The organism is Butyrivibrio sp. XB500-5, from assembly GCF_003625505.1.
GTDB lineage: Bacteria > Bacillota > Clostridia > Lachnospirales > Lachnospiraceae > Butyrivibrio.
The window spans coordinates 856,994-874,958 of sequence record NZ_RAIS01000001.1 but is presented as its reverse complement, the minus strand read 5'-3'; the positions used below and the strand labels follow the sequence as shown (position 1 = coordinate 874,958).

The window sequence follows — 17,965 nt, the reverse complement described above, 5'->3', positions numbered from 1 at the left end:
AGAGCCGGTGTATTTTAATTCTTAATATGTTGCCTGATAATGGCACGAACGGTTTCTTCAAGATGAGGCTTAAGCTCATCGAGCGACACGGGATCGCTGTACATTATGGAGCTGTAGCCTGTTGAGCCGACAAGCTCGATTATAAGAAACAACATAACTTCCGGATCGTTAAATTCATAGCCTGATTCATCAAGCATTTTTCTGTAGACGGCTTCAAAGTCTACTTCCGAGCTTGTAGAAGGCGATGTCAGGGCTTTTTTAAATACAGCCCAGCTAAGGTCTTTGTAGATAAATGCAAGAAGTCCTTTGTTCTTGGCAAGCTCATCAAGAACGTAATCCATGATGAAAATAAGCCTGTCTTCAAATGCAGTCAGCTTTGCTTTTTGCAACGCTTCGTAAGCCTCCATAAAAAGGAGGCTTGATTTATGTGATATCAGTCTGTTCTTGATATCATATTTATCCTTGAAATACAGATAAAACGTTCCCTTCGCAACACCCGCTTTTTCTACGATATCGGAGATCGAGGTCTTGGTGATGCCTTTTGACGTAAAGAGCTCGAAGGCGTTGTTGAGAAGGTTCTCCATTTTCAGTTTTTTATTCTGATCAGCTTTTCCCATAGTTATGCCTTTCAAAATGCATCTGTACCCTTATTTTACTACATTGCAAGGATAAAGGAGAAGTAAAAAATAATTCTTGCCATTCTTGTTAGCAAGTGCTAACATATAATCCTAAACTATATGATATTAATTATCACTTTATCGGGTGTTAGTAGAAAGAGGTTTACTATGCAACTTGAATTACAAAATATCAAAAAGTCATACGGCGAGGGCGGAAGCCGTATAGAAGTACTTAAGGACATAAGCCTCGAAGCCAAGAAGGGAGAGTTTGTAGTTTTACTCGGACCCTCGGGATCCGGAAAGTCCACACTCCTTAATATCATAGGAGGAATAGACAACGCAGATTCCGGCAAGATCATCATAAGAGGCAAGAGCATGTCCGACATGAATGAGAAGGCGCTTACAAGCTACAGAAGGGAGCATCTCGGCTACATCTTCCAGATGTACAATCTCATTCCGAATCTCACGGTAAGAGAAAATATCGAGGTCGGAGCATACCTTTCCAAGAATCCGCTCGACATAGACGAACTCATAGAGGTACTCGGTCTGAAAGAACATCAAAATAAGATACCAAGCAAATTATCCGGAGGACAACAACAGCGCTGCGCTATCGGCAGAGCCATTGTGAAAAATCCGGATATTCTTTTGTGCGACGAACCTACGGGAGCGCTCGATTACAATACGTCAAAAGAGATTCTGGCCCTTATAGAAGAAGTCAATCAAAAGTACGGAAATACCGTCATCATGGTCACTCACAACGACGCTATCAAAAACATGGCGGATTTCGTTGTAAAGCTAAGAGACGGTGTAATAAGAAAGAGCTATCGAAACGAAGAAAAACAAAAAGCGGCAGAGCTTGACTGGTAAAGGAGAAAAAGATCATGAGAAATCCTTTAAACAAAAGGCTCTTCCGCGAGCTTATCGGAGATATAGGAAAATACATAGTTATCTTTTTGCTTCTTTTGTTGTCTATCGGATTTGTCTCGGGCTTTTTGGTTGCCGGTGAAAGTATGATCAAAGCTTATAATGAAAGCTTTGAAAAATACTCGATAGAAGACGGCAATTTCAGGACGGAGGACAGGCTCAAGGATGCGCAGAAAGAGCGAATAGAAAACGGCAAAGTTCCCGTAAAGATATATGAAAATTTCTATGTAGAAAAAGAATTTGATAACAACACTACGCTTAGGATATTTGCAAACAGAGAAGAAGTAGACAGAGCCTGTGTCATGGAAGGAGAGCTTCCGTCAAATTCAAAAGAGATCGCGATAGACAGAATGTATGCCGACAACAATGGTTTAAATGTCGGAGATACGCTTACTTCTGAAGGCACGGAATATAAGATAACCGCACTTGTTGCCTTGTCTGATTACAGCGCACTTTTTTACAACAACAATGACATGATGTTTGATGCATCCGCATTCGGTGTCGCCGTAGTGACAAAAGAGCAGTTTTCTGAATATGCCGAGCGCGACCTTCGCTATAACTATGCGTGGATTTATGACAAGAAGCCTTTGGACGATATCGAGGAAAAAGAGATGTCGGACGACCTCATGGAACTTATTGCAAAGAAGGCCGAGCTTGAAAATTTCGTTCCGGGATTCCTTAATCAGTCGATCACATTTACGGGTGAGGATCTTGGAAGCGACAAGGCGATGGTCGAAGTTCTTTTATACATAATGATCATCATTATTGCTTTTGTCTTTGGCATCACGATCAACAATACGATCCACAAAGAAGCTTGCGTTATCGGAACGCTCCGTGCTTCGGGATATACCAAGAGCGAGCTTATAAGACACTATATGGCAATGCCTCTTATAGTGACCGTGATCGCTGCTGTACTTGGAAACATCATGGGATATACGTTCTTTAAAGACGTTTGCGTATCCATGTACTATAACAGCTATTCGCTGCCCACATACGTGACTGTCTGGAGCGCGGAAGCATTCCTTAAGACTACGCTTGTACCTTTTGCAATCATGGTGATCGTTACCTATCTAATATTAAGAAGGAAACTGCGGATAAGTCCTCTTAAGCTTATTCGAAGAGATCTTTCGGGCGGAAGGCAAAAGGATGCGATCAGATTAAATAATAAGATCAGATTTTTTGATCGTTTCAGACTTCGAATACTCATACAAAACAAGAGCAGCTACATCATTTTGTTCATGGGACTTTTGTTTGCGAACATGCTTCTTTTCTTCGGAATGATGTTGCCTCCGCTTATTATTCACTATCAGGGTATCGTCACGCAGTCGATGCTTGCAAAGCACACATATTTAATAGAGATTCCGGCCGGTGTTGTCGATACGGATGATGAGCTTTCAGCGGCTTTTTCCTATGTCTTTTTACAAAGCAAGATCACATCAAACAATCCCGATGCCGAAAAGTTCTCGGCTTACGGACTTAAGACGATAGGAGATGACGGCGCCAGAGTCGAGGATGTCACGCTCTATGGAATAAAAGAAGACAGCAGATATATAAATGCGAAGTTTGACGACAAGACGGTCCTTATTTCCTCAGCATACGCCGATAAATACGGACTTAAAAAAGACGATGTCATAACGCTTAAAGAGCCGTATGAGGATAAGTACTACGGCTTTAAGGTGACGGGAGTTTATGACTACGACGGCGGAATTGTTGTGTTCATGAGTCAGAAGCATCTTAATGAGCTTATGGGCTTTGATGAAGAGATGTTCTCGGGTTACTTCTCTGACAGCGAGATAACGGACATAGACACCAAGTACATCGGAACGACGATCGATGAGGAGTCTCTTACGAGAGTCACCAGGCAGCTTATGATCTCGATGGGCGACCTTATGTACATGGTTGATGCGTTCTCAGTCATCCTTTTCGTTGTGCTTATTTATCTTTTGTCCAAGCTCATTATAGAGAGAAACGTTCAGTCAATCTCAATGGTCAAGATACTTGGTTACTGGAAAAAAGAGATCGCGCTTTTATATATTTTACCGACTGCAATAGTTGTTGTGGGATCGCTTCTTTTGTCTTATCCGATCCTGTCATATGTGATGGTTGAGATATTCAGGGTGATGCTAAAGCAGATGATGAGCGGCTGGATGGTCATCTGGCTTGACCCGAGCGTATATGTAAAGATGTTCCTTATGGGCTTTATAACATATGTTGTCGTGGCGATCATCGAATACAGAAAGATCGGCAAGATACCTATGAGTGAAGCGCTCAAGAACGTTGAATAAACTGCAAATTTTACATATTGATAAAAATCCTCAGTTAAATTATTGACCAATGGTCAGAAAAGTGATATACCATATTTAGAAAATGACTATCGGTCATAAATTTAGGAGGAACGAAAATGAAAAAGCTGTCAAAGGTAATCGTAAAACTTCGATATATCATACTGATACTGGCTTTTGCGCTTCTTGTTCCTTCCGCGATCGGCTATTTTAACACGAGAGTCAACTACGATATCCTCACATATCTTCCCAAGGATATCGAGACAATGAAAGGACAGGACATTCTTCTTGATCAGTTCGGCACAGGCTCTTTTGTGTTATATGTCGCCGAAGGCATGGAAGAAAAAGATGTCGCGAAATTAAAATCCAATATAGAAAACGTGGATCACGTTGCCAAGGTTCTTTGGTACGACTCGGTCATGGACCTGTCCGTGCCGATGACAATGCTTCCGAAAGACGTATACGATGCGTTTAATTCGGGCGATGCAACGATGATGTTTGTGATTTTCGATGAGGGAACTTCTGCGGATGCGACGATGGACGCCATTGAAGATATCCGCAAGGTTTCAAACAAGCAGTGCTTCATGAGCGGTATGAGTGCGATAGTTACCGACACCAAGAACCTTGCGATGGCTGAGACTCCGATATATGTAGGTATCGCGGTCCTTTTGGCGGTTATAGTCCTTTCGCTTACTATGGATTCCTATCTTATTCCGCTGTTCTTCTTGCTCAGCATAGGAATGGCGATAGTTTACAACATGGGAACCAATGTATTTAAAGGCGAGATATCTTTTATCACGCAGTCACTGAGCGCGGTATTGCAGCTCGGGGTAACGCTTGATTATTCGATCTTCCTATGGCACAGCTACGAGGAAGAGCTTGAGAAGACCGGTAATAAAGATAAAAAAGAAGCCATGGCCAATGCGATAACGGCGACTTTCCAGTCCGTTATAGGAAGCTCGATAACAACGGTTGCCGGCTTTGTGGCGCTTTGCTTTATGAGCTTTACGCTTGGACTTGACCTCGGCATGGTAATGGCCAAGGGCGTAGTATTCGGAGTTATCGGATGCGTTACGATCCTTCCGAGCATGATACTTGTTTTTGACAAGGTTATCGAAAAGACAAGACATAAGCCTCTGATGCCTGAATTTACAAGGCTTCCCAAGGCAATAGCTAAGTTTTATCCTGTGTTTTTTGCTGTTTTTCTTGCATTATTGGTACCTGCAATCTACGGAAACGAGCATGCGAATGTTTACTACGATCTTACGCAGACGCTTCCCGATAAGCTTGAGAGCGTGCAGGGCGCGAATGAGGTTGATGCAAAGTTCGATATGAACTCGGCCTACATGCTTTTAATAGATAAGAACCTGGATGAGGCTTCGACTCAGCAGATGATAAAAGAACTTAAGAATACCGACGGCATTCTTACTGTACTCGGCGCAGACACGGTGCTCGGGCCTTCGATTCCGAGAGAATTTATTCCTGAAGATCTTTTATCCGATCTTGAGAGTGACGACTGGAAGCTGATTCTTTTGACAACAGATTATAAGATCGCTTCCGACGAGATCAACGATCAGATAGCGAAGGTCGACAAGATAGTAAAAAGCTACGATCCTAAAGCGATGGTAGTCGGAGAGGCTCCGTGTACCAAGGATCTTATAAATATAACGGCGCACGATTTTAAGGTGGTAAATGCCGTTTCGATAGGACTTGTTTTCCTTATCATCGCGTGTGTACTTAAATCGGTCTCACTTCCGTTTATACTCGTTGCGGTCATCGAGTTTGCGATATTCGTAAACATGGGACTTCCGTATTACACAGGGACGACAATACCTTTCATCTCATCGGTTGTAATAGGAACCATACAGCTCGGTGCGACGGTTGATTACGCGATACTTATGACGACGAGATATCTTTCCGAGAGAAAGAACGGACATGACAAAAAAGAGGCGACGCTTATATCTCTTTCGACCGGTATGAAGTCGGTAATTGTAAGTGCGCTCAGCTTTTTTGCTGCGACCTTCGGTGTCGGACTTATCTCGAGCATCGATATGATCGGCTCTCTTTGTAACCTTATGGCGAGGGGCGCGATCGTAAGTATGTTTACCGTATTACTTGTACTTCCTGCCATGTACATGATATTTGACAGGCTTATCATAAAGACCACGTTCGGAATGAAGGGCGTGGATGTCCCCAAAGGACATATTCATGAGTTTATACACAATCATATGCACAGAATAGCTTAAGCGTGTTAGAGAGGTGATATTATGATCAGAAAAAAACTTATTAAATCATTATCTGTTGTAATGGCAGCGATGCTTGCGATAATGACTGTAGCTTGCGGGGCAAACTCGCAGCCTGAGGAAGCTACCGCGGTAGAAGAAACCGCTCAGGAAAAAGAGCTTGAGGATAGCATAATAAAAAGTACGGCGGGCGCATCTGATGAAGCCGGAAAGGTAGAGACCGTGTACGTTACGGCGGATGCAAACGGAGCGGTTGACGACGTTATCGTAAGTGAATGGCTTAAGAACGCTGATGCGGCGGATACTATTTCAGATACAACGAGCCTTAGGAATATTGTGAACGTAAAGGGCGATGAGAGCTTTACTGACAATGGCGACGGAACACTTACATGGAATGCCAAGGGCTCAGACATTTACTATCAGGGTACCACGGCAAAAGAGCTTCCGGTTAAGATGAAGGTTTCATACAAGCTCGACGGAAAAGATATTTCTCCCGAGGAGCTTGCCGGAAAGAGCGGAAAGGTAACCATCCGCTTTGACTATGAGAATACCGACAAGCAGACGGTTGATGTGGACGGTAAGCAGATCGAAGTATACACACCTTTTGCGATGATATCCGGAATGACTCTTGATCCCGACAAGTTCAGTGAGGTTGAGGTGTCCAACGGAAAAGTTATTTCAGAGGGTGGCAATATAATTGTTCTTGGTATTGCACTTCCGGGACTTAAGGACAGTCTTGATATTGATGAGGATAAATGGGATGAGCTCAATGAGGACGGAGATCTTGACAGTAAACTTGCAAATTATTTTGAAGTAACTGCAAACACTACGGACTTTGAGCTTGGAATGACAATAACGATGGCAAGCTCCGATGTGCTTTCTGACTTTGGCATTACTGATATAACAGAATCGGATAAGATCAATGATCTTAAAGATGACATGGGAGAGTTAAACGATGCTTCCGATAAGCTTGTCGATGCCAACAAGGAGCTAAAAAACGGAACGGGCGAGTTAAAAGACGGAGTGGGAGAGCTTTACGACGGAACTAGCGAGCTTAAGGACGGAACACTTGATTTCTACAACGGAATCGTTGCTTATACCGATGCTACAAGTAAGATAAACGAAGGTGCTTCGGCTCTTGCAGACGGTGCAAGCCAGGCACATGACGGAACTCATAAGATGAAAAAAGCTATGGATGAAGCTAAGCTTGTTGAGAATGCCAACAAACTTGCGGACGGCTCAAAACAGGTAAGTGACGGCGTTGCCACTGTAGCTAAGATGGCTGAGAGCTTATCCGGATTGTCATCATCAGTGCAAGAGCTTGCGGGACAAAAGGCTGCTTTTGAGGCAACCGCGGCTTGGCTTCAAAACGGCGGTGATTGCACGCCTGAAATTGTTGCCTGCATGTATAAGCTTACAAACGGTGGTATTGACTCAGCTGACAAGGCTGTTGCATGGAGGAACGCACATTTAAGAGCTGTAGCTGAAGTAAATAAGCTTGGCAGTTATACGATAGTTGCAACACCTGTACCCGGTGGAGATGAGGCTCCCGAAAGAGATGTGACTGAGGGAGAGCTTAACAGAGACGGTTCCGGAGATAATACCGGAGATAATACCGGAAACGGCGATGACGGAAACGGAAATAGTAACGGAAACTCCGGAAGCGGAGACAACAGCGGCGGAAATGCCGGAAGCGGAAGTGAAGGCTCAGGCATTGATGGCGGCAACGGAAATGCAGGAAGTGGAGACGGTAACGGAAGCGGCGAAGGAAACAGTGATGGCGGCAACAGCCGCGATGGAACCGGCGCAGGAGACAACAGCGGCACAGGAAACGGAAACAGCGACAATGGAAATGGTAGTGCTTCCGGAACCTTAGGCGGCGACAATGGCGGAAACGGTAACAATGGCGGCTTAGGAGATAACGGTGCCGGAAATAATGGCGGCGCAGGAGACAACGCAAGCGCAGGAAACGGTGATGGCGTAACTTTAAACACAAGCAGATCACAGCTGCCTTCGGGAGACGGAATGACCGCGGAAGAGAAAGCTGCAATGCTTGCGGGAAATCAGATAGTAGTCGGCGGAAATGGTCTTGTGAGAAGTAATTCCGGGAACATGCTTATGAGCGTTACTACTCCTGACGGAAGTATCGAATATGGGCAGGGTGAGCTGGCCGGATACGTTAAGGCGGCGAATGAGTTTTATAGCTTGATAGCGGCTGCACAAGGCACCGCAAATACACTTGGAACAGTCTTAAGTACGATGAGCACAGCAACCGGAGAAAACACCGGCATGACTCCTGATACAGCAAAGCAATTACAGCAGCTTGTTCTCGGCGCACAGCAGGTCGCAGAAGGAAACAAGGCTCTTGCAGGCGGTCTTTCACAGCTTTACGACGGAACAAGTCAGCTTGACGAAGGTCTTGGAAAGCTCAGTGACGGAGCTAAACAGCTCTCTGACGGAACAGGCACACTTGTATCCAATAACGAAGCCCTCGTAGACGGAGCATATCAGCTTAATGACGGAACGCATCAGCTAGGCGACGGAGTTAAAGAGTTATATGACGGAGTCATAGAGCTTGACGACGGTGTACAGGAGCTTGTGGACGGCGTGATCAAATTTGACGAAGAAGGAATAGACAAGCTCTATGAAGTATTTGACGGAGATCTTTCCGAGTTTACCGATAAGCTTACGGCAATACAGAAAGCCGGCTCTGAGTACAAAACATTCGGCGGAGCTGCGGACGACATAGACAGCAGCGTGAAGTTCATCATCAGAACCGACGGAATAAAAGAAGCTTGATTGCCATTGCTCACGCCCGGCGGTACAATTGACTATATCTAAAAGAATGATATGGAGGTTGAACTGGAAATAATTATGAAACCGGGTATATTGGCAAAAGAGAAGAAATTACAAGTATACGGACGCTCGCCGATAGGAGAAGATATCACACTTTTTCTGAGCGGAAGCGGAGTGCGATTTGTCACGGATGCGACGGATGTATGGATCGAGCTTGAGGCTGCATTTGACAGGCTTGATCTGTGGATAGAAGTATTAGTAAATGATGAGCTGTCACAGAGAAGATCGCTTGAAAAAGGCAAGAACAGGATTCATCTGTGGGGCGGCGGAGAACTTAGAAAGAACAGAGAATTCAAGATACTTAGGACGACGCAGGGATACTTTGAAGATACTGTATCATATATCAAGATTAAAGATATAGAGGCAAACGGGGAGTTCGCAGAGGTAAAAGAAAAGGATCTTTTCCTTGAATTTATCGGCGACAGCATTACTTCCGGTGAAGGCGCGGCGCTTACAAAGGAAGAAGACTGGGTTCCGGCGGTGTTTAGCTGTTCCAATGATTATGCATATCTTACGGCAAAAGAGCTTGATGCTGATTACAACGTAGTATCACAGAGCGGATTCGGACTCTACGCTGCATGGAACGGAGATCTTACGCTTGTTATACCGCCGCACTATGAGCAGGTTGCGGGAACTCTCGGTGGAGCAGAGAACGCAGCAGCGGGCGCTCAGGATGACTGGGATTTTGGAAAAAGAAAAGTCGACGCCGTTATACTTAATCTTGGAACTAACGATCAGTTTGGGTTTAAAAATTTGGAAAGCAATAAAGAACAAGAAAAATTCTTGCAAGATTTTAAAGCAACAGCAGTCGATTTCCTTAAAAAGATAAGAAAGAATAACCCGGATGCTTATATTTTATGGGCATATGGAATGATGGGCGCAGATATAAAGGATACAATAGAGGCAGCAGTCAGGAAATACAGTCTGGCAGCAGGTGATGAAAAAGTGTCTCTTTTCATTCTTCCGCTTTGCACAGCCGATGAGCTTGGAATGAGAGATCATCCCACACTCAAAGGCCATATTAAAGCAGCAAAGGCTCTTTCAACAGAGCTAAAAAGACTGATCTAAGTAATCACATGAAATCTATCTTCATCCAAATACCGCAAATGACTGAGGAGCAATGGTAAGCTTGCCGCTATCGCAGCTTGCCGTTCCTATCGTATAGACAGGATTGCCCGCTACATTTGCTTTTGCGGATATATTAGCGCTGCATTCCTTGCCTGAAGGATTGATAGCAATTACAAGATTTCCCCTTCTGTAGACGAAGGGGAATTTTTCTTTTTCTGCATAGATGACTTCAAAAGAAGCATCTGCCTGCAGGTCTTTTTGCTCATGCTTAAGAGCGGTAAGTCTTCTCACTTCGTTTAGTAATGAAGAAGGATCTTTTTCCTGAGCTTCTACTGTGGGCGCGTCGGACGAGCTGTCAACGGGGAGATAGAACTTGTCCTTGGAAGCGGAAGAGAAGCCGCGGCTTTCGGAGTTATCCCACTGCATGGGAGTTCTTGAGCCTGTTCTGTGATAGCCGCCTTCCTTAGTTCTGACGTCAAGATAACGCATTCCGATCTCGTCGCCGTAGTAGATAAAAGGCACTCCGGGGAGTGTAAGGATCATTGCATATGCAAGCTTAAGCTCTTCATTTGAAAGAGTTCTTGCAGGACGGGGAGTGTCGTGATTGCAGGTGATAAAGCTTATGAAGCCCTTATCTTTTGTCCTTTCATATCTTGGAAGATAGTCATTTAAAAAGCGCATTATATCGCCGCCACTGTCCTTTTTGATAAAGCTGTGGTCACCGCCCTCTGTCTCGTAATCGCGGATAAGGGTGTTGTAGCCGTTGCCCCAGTGATCAAGATAAAAGTCTGCGTGGAAGCCGTGCAAAAGAGCCTGTCCGGGATCGCACCACTCGGCTACGATAGCAGCTTCGGGATAGTCCTTATCAAGCATTTCCCTAACGTTCTTCCAGATCTTTCCCGTTGCGGATTTATTTTCATCATCCTCTTTTACAAGCGAATCTGCCATGTCGACTCTGAAGCCGTCGCATCCTTTATCAAGCCAAAAGCGCATGATGTCCTTCATTGCTTCTCTTGTCTCGATACAAGCGGGATCGTCGGGGGCCTTCTGCCAGTCCTCCGTGCGGTTTAAGAAGCCGTAGTTAAGCGCGGGCTGTGACTTGAAGAAGTTTAGCATGTAGCAGCCGTCTCTGTCGGCTTCACCGCCGATATAAGGGTGTCCGCCGATACCGCAGAAAGCGCCGTTAGTCCAAACATATCTGTCTGAGTATTCGTTTCTTTCGATCTCACAGCTCTTTTTGAACCATTCATGCTCCTCTGAGGTGTGACCGGGAATGAGGTCCAAAAGGATCTTCATACCGCGCTTGTGTGCCTCGTCAAAGAGCTTTACAAGATCATCGTTCGTTCCGTATCTGGGAGCGACCTTTTTGTAATCTCTGACGTCGTAGCCTGCGTCCTTGAAAGGAGAATCAAAGCAGGGATTGAGCCAGATTGCGTTGCATCCGAGGCTCTTTACATAATCGAGCTTATCGATGATACCCTGAAGATCTCCGATACCATCTGAGTTTGTGTCATTAAAGGATTGTGGATATATTTCGTAAAAAACAGCGTCTTTTAACCAGTTTGGCATTGTAACCTCCTAAGATGAAAACCGGCCCTTTGAAAAAAGAGCCGGAATATCATTACATTATTTTGGTTATTTCTCCGATAACGCCCTTCATGCGCTCGTCGGAAAGACCGAAGTCCATTTCCTTGTAGCTCCATGCTGCTCGGCCGATACCGTACTTATCGAATGTCTTGCAGATGACTTTGTACCACTTGAGAGCATCTTCGGGAGTCGCTCTGTCGATAACTCCGTACTCGCCGCAGTAGAGCATTACATTTCGCTCTTCGGCAACCTTAACCGCTTCTGCGAGATATCTGTCAAAGAACTCCGGACCGAACATCGCATCTCTGTCAAAGGCTGACATATCGCCGGTTATATGGTCGAGATGCTTGTTGTTAAATTCGATGTACTGACCGTAGGTTGAGTCAAAAGGCATTCTGAACTCGGTGTCCATCTCCTTTATCCACGGCGCTCCCTGATGCGTAAAGATGAGGGGCTCATAGCAGTGGAAGTTATATACGATGTTATCATCGTAAGGCTCTGCAAGGTCCTTAAGCGCCTCGATACTGTTGTTGTAGTAACCGCCAACGAGGATCTTGATATTAGGAGAGATCTTTCTGATCCTTGTGATGCATTCTCTCGAAACATCGTTCCAGATCTCACAATATTCTTTTTTGGTAACTTCGTTGAGAAGCTCGAATGCGAGCATGTTATCGTTCTTTCCGAATCTTATCGCAAACTGCTCCCACAATTTATAAAAGCGATCCTGATACTCTTTTTTCTCAAAGAATCCGAGCTCGCCTTCGCCGCTGTCAAAGCTGTAACCGAAGGTCTTATGGAGATCGAGTACCATATTGAGCTTATTCTTTTTACACCACTCGATCGCTTTCTGAATATATGCAAAACCGTCCTCTTTGTAGTTGCCCTGAGCATCTTCAACAAGGTCGTAGTCAACGGGAACTCTGATGTGATCCATTCCCCAGCTCTTTATAACTTCTATATCGCTTTCTGTGATAAAGAAGTCATACCTTTCCTTGGTGTGGTCGCACTGTGAAAGCCATCCGCCAAGGTTAACTCCGTGCATATACCCCTTTAGTTTTTTCATATTTGCTCCGTTCCGCCGCAGGATAAAAATGCGGCAAAATGATTATTCTTTTTTCCCCACAAATAAGTTTAAAACATTTCATAGGTCGACTTCAAGTGGAACATCAACATTGAAGAAATGCGCTAAACACGGTATATTTGTTTAGGAGCATTAGAATATTTACATTATAAAAGGAGTAAAATTATGAAAAAGAAAATATTGGCTGTTGTTATGACTGCAGCTATGGCTATGTCTGTGCTTACAGGTTGTGCGAGCAAATATACGATCGCACCTAAGCAGCCTGAGCCAGAGCGTCAAGTCATTGAGGTTGAACCCGGAAGCGGCGAGAGTGCAGATGAAGCGAATGCTTCAGGAAAGCCTGCTACCGACAGAAGCGGCAATGAGGTTTCTATCCCGGATGAGATCGACGCTATAGTTTCAATGGCGCCGTCAACAACACAGATCCTTATAGATCTCGGACTTGCAGATAAGATAATCGCTTGCGATACATATTCCGCAGCAAGCTACGGCGATGTTCTTGCAAAAGATATCCCCCAGTTTGATATGATGACACCCGACCAGGAGCAGATAATCGCGCTCGGAGCTGACGTTGTTTTCACAACAGGCATGAGTGCAAGCCACGGCGAGGATGTTTTTGCTTCGGTAAAAGAAGCCGGTGTCTGCGTGTGCGATACTCCAAGCAGCGCAAGCCTTGAGGATATCCAAAAGGACATCGAGTTCTTCGGCGCAGCTGTCGGAAAGAGCGATGAGGCAGCTAAGATCAACAAGGAAATGAGTGATTCTATCGAAGAGATAAAAGAGATCGCTTCCAAGATCCCCGAAGAAGAGAAAAAGACAGTTCTTTTCGAGCTCTTCACTCCTTCAGGTGACACACCTACTATCTACACAGCAGGTTCAAATACTTATATCAATGAGATGATCGATATCGTAGGCGCTGAAAATGTTGCCGGAAAGGAAGCAGAGCAGTGGCCCGCACTTACTGAGGAAGCTGCAGTCGGAATGGACCCTCAGGTCATCCTCACAGCGGACATGTACACAGATGATGTCATCAATGTCCTTCTTTCAATGAAGGGCTGGGAAAACGTAACAGCTATCAAGGACAAGGCTGTTTATCAGATCGACAATGATACTGTTAACCGTCCCAATCAGCATGTTATAAGCGCTATGATCGAGATGGGAAAAGATATTTATCCCGATTACTATAAAGATGTTGTAGATCCTTTTGCAGATGAAGAAGCTGAGGAAAAAGCTGCGGCATAAGGTGGTTTTATGAGAAAAAAGATCACTGCGGTAGTCCTTCTTTCGATATTGATACTCTTTCTTTGCATAGGCATAGGAAGTGTGTTTGTATCTCCGTTGGAAGGACTGCAGATAATACTGAACAAAATATTTTCCGCTGCGCTTCCCGATAGTGTAACGCCGACAAATATCTCTATTTTCTGGGATATCCGTATGCCCAGAGTACTTACGGCATTTCTTGTCGGTGCGGCTCTTTCAGTGAGCGGAGCGATCATGCAGGCTCTTTTGCAGAACCCTTTAGCATCTTCTTATACGATGGGTGTTTCTGCCGGAGCCTCGCTTGGCGCGGCTTTTGTTATCATAACGGGAATAACGGGGACGATATTCGGAATGTTCCTGCTTCCCGTGTGCGGCTTTGCGTCAGGTCTTTTGACTGTTCTTCTTGTGCTTGCTTTCTCGCTAAAGATAGACAAGAACATGCACAATCATACGATAATCTTGTTCGGTATGGTCTTTTCACTTTTTGTAAATGCGATCCTTACGCTTGTGAGTACGCTTAACGGCGAGCATATGCAGAGACTTGTCCTGTGGCAGCTCGGAACCTTCTCGGGAAGAAGGTGGATCCATGTGCTGATCCTGTTTATCTGCCTTATGCTTGGAACGATCGGTACGATCTTGTATCACAGAGAGCTGGACATCATGAGCTTTGGACAGGAACAGGCGATGAGTATGGGCGTTGATGTCGGAAAGTCCAAGATCGCGCTGCTTTTATTGTCATCGTTTTTGACGGGCGCGGCTGTGTGCTTTTCGGGTATCATCGGCTTTGTTGACCTCACGGTACCGCACATCGCAAGAAGGATATTCGGAGCTAAGCACTCACTGGTGATCCCGATGTCGTTGTTTATGGGCGGCGCATTTATGGCGCTTTCCGATATGGTCTCGAGAACTCTTTTGGCACCCAGGGAAATCCCTGTAGGCGCGGTGACAGCACTTGTCGGAGCACCTTTCTTTGTTTGGGTTTATTTTCACGATAGGAAGCAGTAATTTATGGAGCAGAAGCTACTTAAGTGCAGGGACCTTGTCTGCGGCTACGGCAGGAGGCCCTCGGACAATTCCATAATCAAAAAGATCGGTTTTGATATAGGCGAGGGCGAGAGCATTGCGATCCTCGGTCCCAACGGATGCGGCAAGACCACGCTCCTTAGAGCGCTCGGCGGTATCATTCCTTACGACGGAAGTGTGTGCGTAGACGGGCGTGAGATCCGGGATATGAAGAGAAAAGAGCTGGCTTCTTACGTTTCATCGATGACGCAGCTTTCGGGCGTGTATTTTTCTTATACCGTAAAAGAGACTGTTATGCAGGGCAGGTACCTGTATTGCAAGAATCTTTTCGGGACTTATGACAAAAGAGATATCGAGGTCGTCGATGAATGTATCAGAAATACGGGGCTTGAGAAGATCAAGGATAAGCAGATAGGTCAGCTTTCGGGAGGTCAGCTTCAGAGAGTTTTCCTTGCAAGAACACTTGCGCAGGAAACGCCGATACTTCTTCTCGATGAGCCCACCAATCACCTTGATCTTAAATATCAGGCGGAGCTACTCGATTTTCTAAACGTTTGGAAAGAAAAAGAGACCATGATGTCTGACGGAAGACGCGTTCGCAACACCTTGATCGGTGTCTATCATGATATCAATATGGCACTTATGGTTGCGGAGAAATTTCTTTTGATCAAAGACGGGGAAATACTGTGCTTTGGAAACAAAGAAGAAGCAGTTACAGGGGAAAACCTAAAGGCTCTGTACGAAATTGATGTTGAAGCTTATATGAGTGAAAGAGCAAAACTATGGAGGAAAGAGGAATAGAATATGAAAAAACGAAATATTTTTGGCCTTTTATTTGGGCTTATATTTATGCTTACGGCGTGTAACGAAGCCACTGAGATAAACAATACTGCTGCGGGTGACAATTCTGTAGCAGAGACGGAAGAATTGACGGAAGGTACCGACGAAGATGTAGAAGAGGGTACTGAAAATGATGCATCCGGCGCAGCAAGTAGTGTTTATGTTGAAGACAGTGCTTCCAATGCGTCGACTGAAGAAAAAGCGGAAGCTAAAGATATTCAATACGATCGTACATATCTGGAAAACGTGGACGGAGAATATGTTTATAGGCTTACGGATAAGAGCATTATTGAAAAGTATGATGAACTTTACGCGGATGCTTTTGCGGATGTTGTAAAAACTCAAGAGGAAGAAGCTGCTTGGCTTGATCAGAGTGTTTATTCGGATCAAACTGTGGTTACAAGCAATCTTTTATATCAGGATACTAATGAGAGTCGGATGATAGAAACCGGATCAACCTTTGAAATGGACTATGGTTTTGATCTTCTAAACGTGGGATATACATATGTGGACCTGAACAGTGACGGTGATTATGAGCTGATATTCGGTGTGCTTCATGATAAATATCAGGATAATGAACCGCAGCTAGTCTTTGAACGTGCCTACGCTTTGGTAGACGGTAAGCCGAAAAATATCTGTGAGGGCGGAAGCAGGAGTAATTACTGGCTTGGAAATGATGGATACATTTATCATTATGGTAGCAGCGGAGCTGCCTTTAGCGGAGTTTGGAGAATACATATAGATAATGTTTCTGCACCGAGCACATATGATGGTGAGTTGGGAGCTGATCAAAGCATATTTGTAGAAGATGAGTTTTTGGGTTGCTGGGGTAATGTGGTACATATAACCGAACCAATCACAGATATAGGTGAATTGGCTTATTTACCTGAATATCAGATATCCGAAGATGAGTTCAATGCATTATCTCAAGAATGGGAAAGCAGACAAGTTAAGATAGAATGGCTTCCTTTTGGTGAATATCTAAAAAAGCAATAATTTAGCGTAAAAGCCCGAGCACTTTTTATAAGTGCCCGGGCTTTTATTGTGATTATGGTAGTTTAAATAGTCTTTATAAACTGTGAGATAAAGTACAGTGCAGCGCCTGCTGCGATGTTCTCGCGTTTGTAGGAACAGAGCTTTATGAAATCCGCATTTGTGTCAAAGGTGCTGATCTTGAGAGCTCTTTTCTTTATCTCGTCTAAATAAGGTTCCAGATATGCTCCGACGTATCCTCCAAGGATGATATCACAGTCGAGGATAGCACGGACGTTGACAACGGTCTGTGCGGTATAATCCAGGTATTGCTGCCATTCATCCAATATCTTCTCATCCTTGGTAGTCTCAAGCTCTTTGAAGTATCCTTCAAGATCGTCCTGAGAAAGATTGGTTGCCGCAAGATAGGGATCTACACATCCGTACTGTCCGCAGTAACACTTTCTTCCGTGCGGTACGAGAGTGATGTGTCCGACCTCTGCGGATCTGAAGTTATCTCCGGAATAGACCTGACCGTTTATCATCATGGCACCGCCGACGTTGTTACTGAGCATTATGTAAAAGGCGTTCACCAGATCTTTGTTGATCCATTTCTCCGCAAAGCAAGAAGCTTTTGCATCGTTAAACATAACGATGTCCATGTCTATATACTTGCGGAACATGTCATAGGTGTCTTCCCTGATGTCCATGATACCGCTGTAGAACACGGTCTTGTTATCGGATTGAACAAGAGCGGGGATACCGATACCGACTCCCAGGATCTTCTTATCGTCGATATTACTTTCCTTGATGAATTTCTTGAGCAGATTTGCTACTTCTTTGAAGTAGGAATCCTTAAATTCAAATATAAGATAGTTACGGCTAAAAGAGATGATATTGCCGTTAAGATCGACTACAACGCATGAGACGTGATGCTTGGTTATATCAAGTCCAAGTGACACTTTAGCGTCTGCACAAAGTGAGTAAGTTGTGGCTCTTCGGCCACCGGTCTGCCCTCTTGAACCGCTTACGGCGATCAGCCCAAGCTCCGACAGATAATCAATGTTCTTGTTTACTGTGGGAAGTGTGAGGTTAAGCGCCGAAGCAAGATCCTGCTTGGTTGCGTCCGGGTGCTCCAAAAAATAGGAGTAGATGTTAGATGTGTTAAATTTTCTTAAGTTGAAATCAAAACTTTCCATTTTTCGCGTCATC

At 44.6% G+C, this 17,965-nt stretch carries 13 protein-coding genes; 9 read left to right on the top strand and 4 right to left on the bottom strand.

The window, feature by feature from the left end:
• Positions 1-14 precede the first annotated feature (14 nt).
• Positions 15-617, bottom strand: coding sequence for a TetR/AcrR family transcriptional regulator (locus D6856_RS04020; RefSeq protein WP_120685824.1), 603 nt, complete (start codon positions 615-617; stop codon positions 15-17).
• 168 nt (positions 618-785) lie between these two features.
• On the opposite strand from D6856_RS04020, the gene D6856_RS04015 reads away from it, so the two are divergent.
• The 5 genes from D6856_RS04015 (at position 786) to D6856_RS03995 (ending at position 9,990) form a co-directional block, all read left to right on the top strand.
• On the top strand, positions 786-1,484 hold the full coding sequence (locus D6856_RS04015; protein WP_120685823.1) for an ABC transporter ATP-binding protein: 699 nt from the start codon (positions 786-788) through the stop codon (positions 1,482-1,484).
• Between the two features lie 14 nt (positions 1,485-1,498).
• Positions 1,499-3,826: an ABC transporter permease gene (locus tag D6856_RS04010; RefSeq protein ID WP_120685822.1), complete on the top strand. Its 2,328-nt coding sequence runs from the start codon at positions 1,499-1,501 to the stop codon at positions 3,824-3,826.
• A gap of 116 nt (positions 3,827-3,942) precedes the next feature.
• Positions 3,943-6,069 carry an efflux RND transporter permease subunit gene (locus tag D6856_RS04005; protein WP_120685821.1) on the top strand — a complete coding sequence of 709 codons (2,127 nt, stop codon included), beginning with the start codon at positions 3,943-3,945 and terminating at the stop codon, positions 6,067-6,069.
• A 21-nt stretch (positions 6,070-6,090) separates the two neighbouring features.
• Positions 6,091-8,865 (top strand): hypothetical protein, encoded by a 2,775-nt coding sequence (locus D6856_RS04000; RefSeq protein ID WP_120685820.1) that lies wholly within the window; start codon positions 6,091-6,093, stop codon positions 8,863-8,865.
• A gap of 51 nt (positions 8,866-8,916) precedes the next feature.
• Complete coding sequence (locus D6856_RS03995) at positions 8,917-9,990, top strand: SGNH/GDSL hydrolase family protein (protein ID WP_120685819.1); 1,074 nt, start codon at positions 8,917-8,919, stop codon at positions 9,988-9,990.
• A 21-nt stretch (positions 9,991-10,011) separates the two neighbouring features.
• On the opposite strand, the gene D6856_RS03990 is transcribed toward D6856_RS03995, so the two are convergent.
• Positions 10,012-11,559, bottom strand: coding sequence for an alpha-amylase family glycosyl hydrolase (locus tag D6856_RS03990; RefSeq protein ID WP_120685818.1), 1,548 nt, complete (start codon positions 11,557-11,559; stop codon positions 10,012-10,014).
• A 52-nt stretch (positions 11,560-11,611) separates the two neighbouring features.
• Positions 11,612-12,640 carry a glycoside hydrolase family 5 protein gene (locus D6856_RS03985; RefSeq protein ID WP_120685817.1) on the bottom strand — a complete coding sequence of 343 codons (1,029 nt, stop codon included), beginning with the start codon at positions 12,638-12,640 and terminating at the stop codon, positions 11,612-11,614.
• 183 nt (positions 12,641-12,823) lie between these two features.
• Here D6856_RS03985 and D6856_RS03980 point away from each other — a divergent pair, with 183 nt between their 5' ends.
• From D6856_RS03980 to D6856_RS03965, 4 genes are read left to right on the top strand one after another with little or no spacing between them, the layout of a single operon-like run.
• On the top strand, positions 12,824-13,900 hold the full coding sequence (locus D6856_RS03980) for an ABC transporter substrate-binding protein (RefSeq protein ID WP_120685816.1): 1,077 nt from the start codon (positions 12,824-12,826) through the stop codon (positions 13,898-13,900).
• 9 nt (positions 13,901-13,909) lie between these two features.
• On the top strand, positions 13,910-14,923 hold the full coding sequence (locus D6856_RS03975) for a FecCD family ABC transporter permease (RefSeq protein WP_120685815.1): 1,014 nt from the start codon (positions 13,910-13,912) through the stop codon (positions 14,921-14,923).
• Between the two features lie 3 nt (positions 14,924-14,926).
• A complete protein-coding gene (locus D6856_RS03970; RefSeq protein ID WP_120685814.1) occupies positions 14,927-15,742 on the top strand; it encodes an ABC transporter ATP-binding protein in 816 nt (271 codons plus the stop codon).
• Positions 15,743-15,745: 3 nt separating this feature from the next.
• The gene (locus tag D6856_RS03965; RefSeq protein ID WP_120685813.1) at positions 15,746-16,777 is read left to right on the top strand and encodes a hypothetical protein; all 1,032 of its coding nucleotides are present in this window, start codon (positions 15,746-15,748) and stop codon (positions 16,775-16,777) included.
• 62 nt (positions 16,778-16,839) lie between these two features.
• Here D6856_RS03965 and D6856_RS03960 read toward each other — a convergent pair whose 3' ends face one another.
• The gene (locus D6856_RS03960; RefSeq protein ID WP_158588816.1) at positions 16,840-17,952 is read right to left on the bottom strand and encodes an ROK family transcriptional regulator; all 1,113 of its coding nucleotides are present in this window, start codon (positions 17,950-17,952) and stop codon (positions 16,840-16,842) included.
• Positions 17,953-17,965: the final 13 nt, after the last annotated feature.

Coding starts and splice junctions, on each gene's coding strand:
- D6856_RS03995 (WP_120685819.1), top strand. CDS start 8,917: ATGGAGGTTGAACTGGAAATAATTATGAAACCGGGTATATTGGCAAAA.
- D6856_RS03970 (WP_120685814.1), top strand. CDS start 14,927: ATGGAGCAGAAGCTACTTAAGTGCAGGGACCTTGTCTGCGGCTACGGC.
- D6856_RS04005 (WP_120685821.1), top strand. CDS start 3,943: ATGAAAAAGCTGTCAAAGGTAATCGTAAAACTTCGATATATCATACTG.
- D6856_RS04010 (WP_120685822.1), top strand. CDS start 1,499: ATGAGAAATCCTTTAAACAAAAGGCTCTTCCGCGAGCTTATCGGAGAT.
- D6856_RS03960 (WP_158588816.1), bottom strand. CDS start 17,952: ATGGAAAGTTTTGATTTCAACTTAAGAAAATTTAACACATCTAACATC.
- D6856_RS03965 (WP_120685813.1), top strand. CDS start 15,746: ATGAAAAAACGAAATATTTTTGGCCTTTTATTTGGGCTTATATTTATG.
- D6856_RS04020 (WP_120685824.1), bottom strand. CDS start 617: ATGGGAAAAGCTGATCAGAATAAAAAACTGAAAATGGAGAACCTTCTC.
- D6856_RS04015 (WP_120685823.1), top strand. CDS start 786: ATGCAACTTGAATTACAAAATATCAAAAAGTCATACGGCGAGGGCGGA.
- D6856_RS03985 (WP_120685817.1), bottom strand. CDS start 12,640: ATGAAAAAACTAAAGGGGTATATGCACGGAGTTAACCTTGGCGGATGG.
- D6856_RS03975 (WP_120685815.1), top strand. CDS start 13,910: ATGAGAAAAAAGATCACTGCGGTAGTCCTTCTTTCGATATTGATACTC.
- D6856_RS04000 (WP_120685820.1), top strand. CDS start 6,091: ATGATCAGAAAAAAACTTATTAAATCATTATCTGTTGTAATGGCAGCG.
- D6856_RS03990 (WP_120685818.1), bottom strand. CDS start 11,559: ATGCCAAACTGGTTAAAAGACGCTGTTTTTTACGAAATATATCCACAA.
- D6856_RS03980 (WP_120685816.1), top strand. CDS start 12,824: ATGAAAAAGAAAATATTGGCTGTTGTTATGACTGCAGCTATGGCTATG.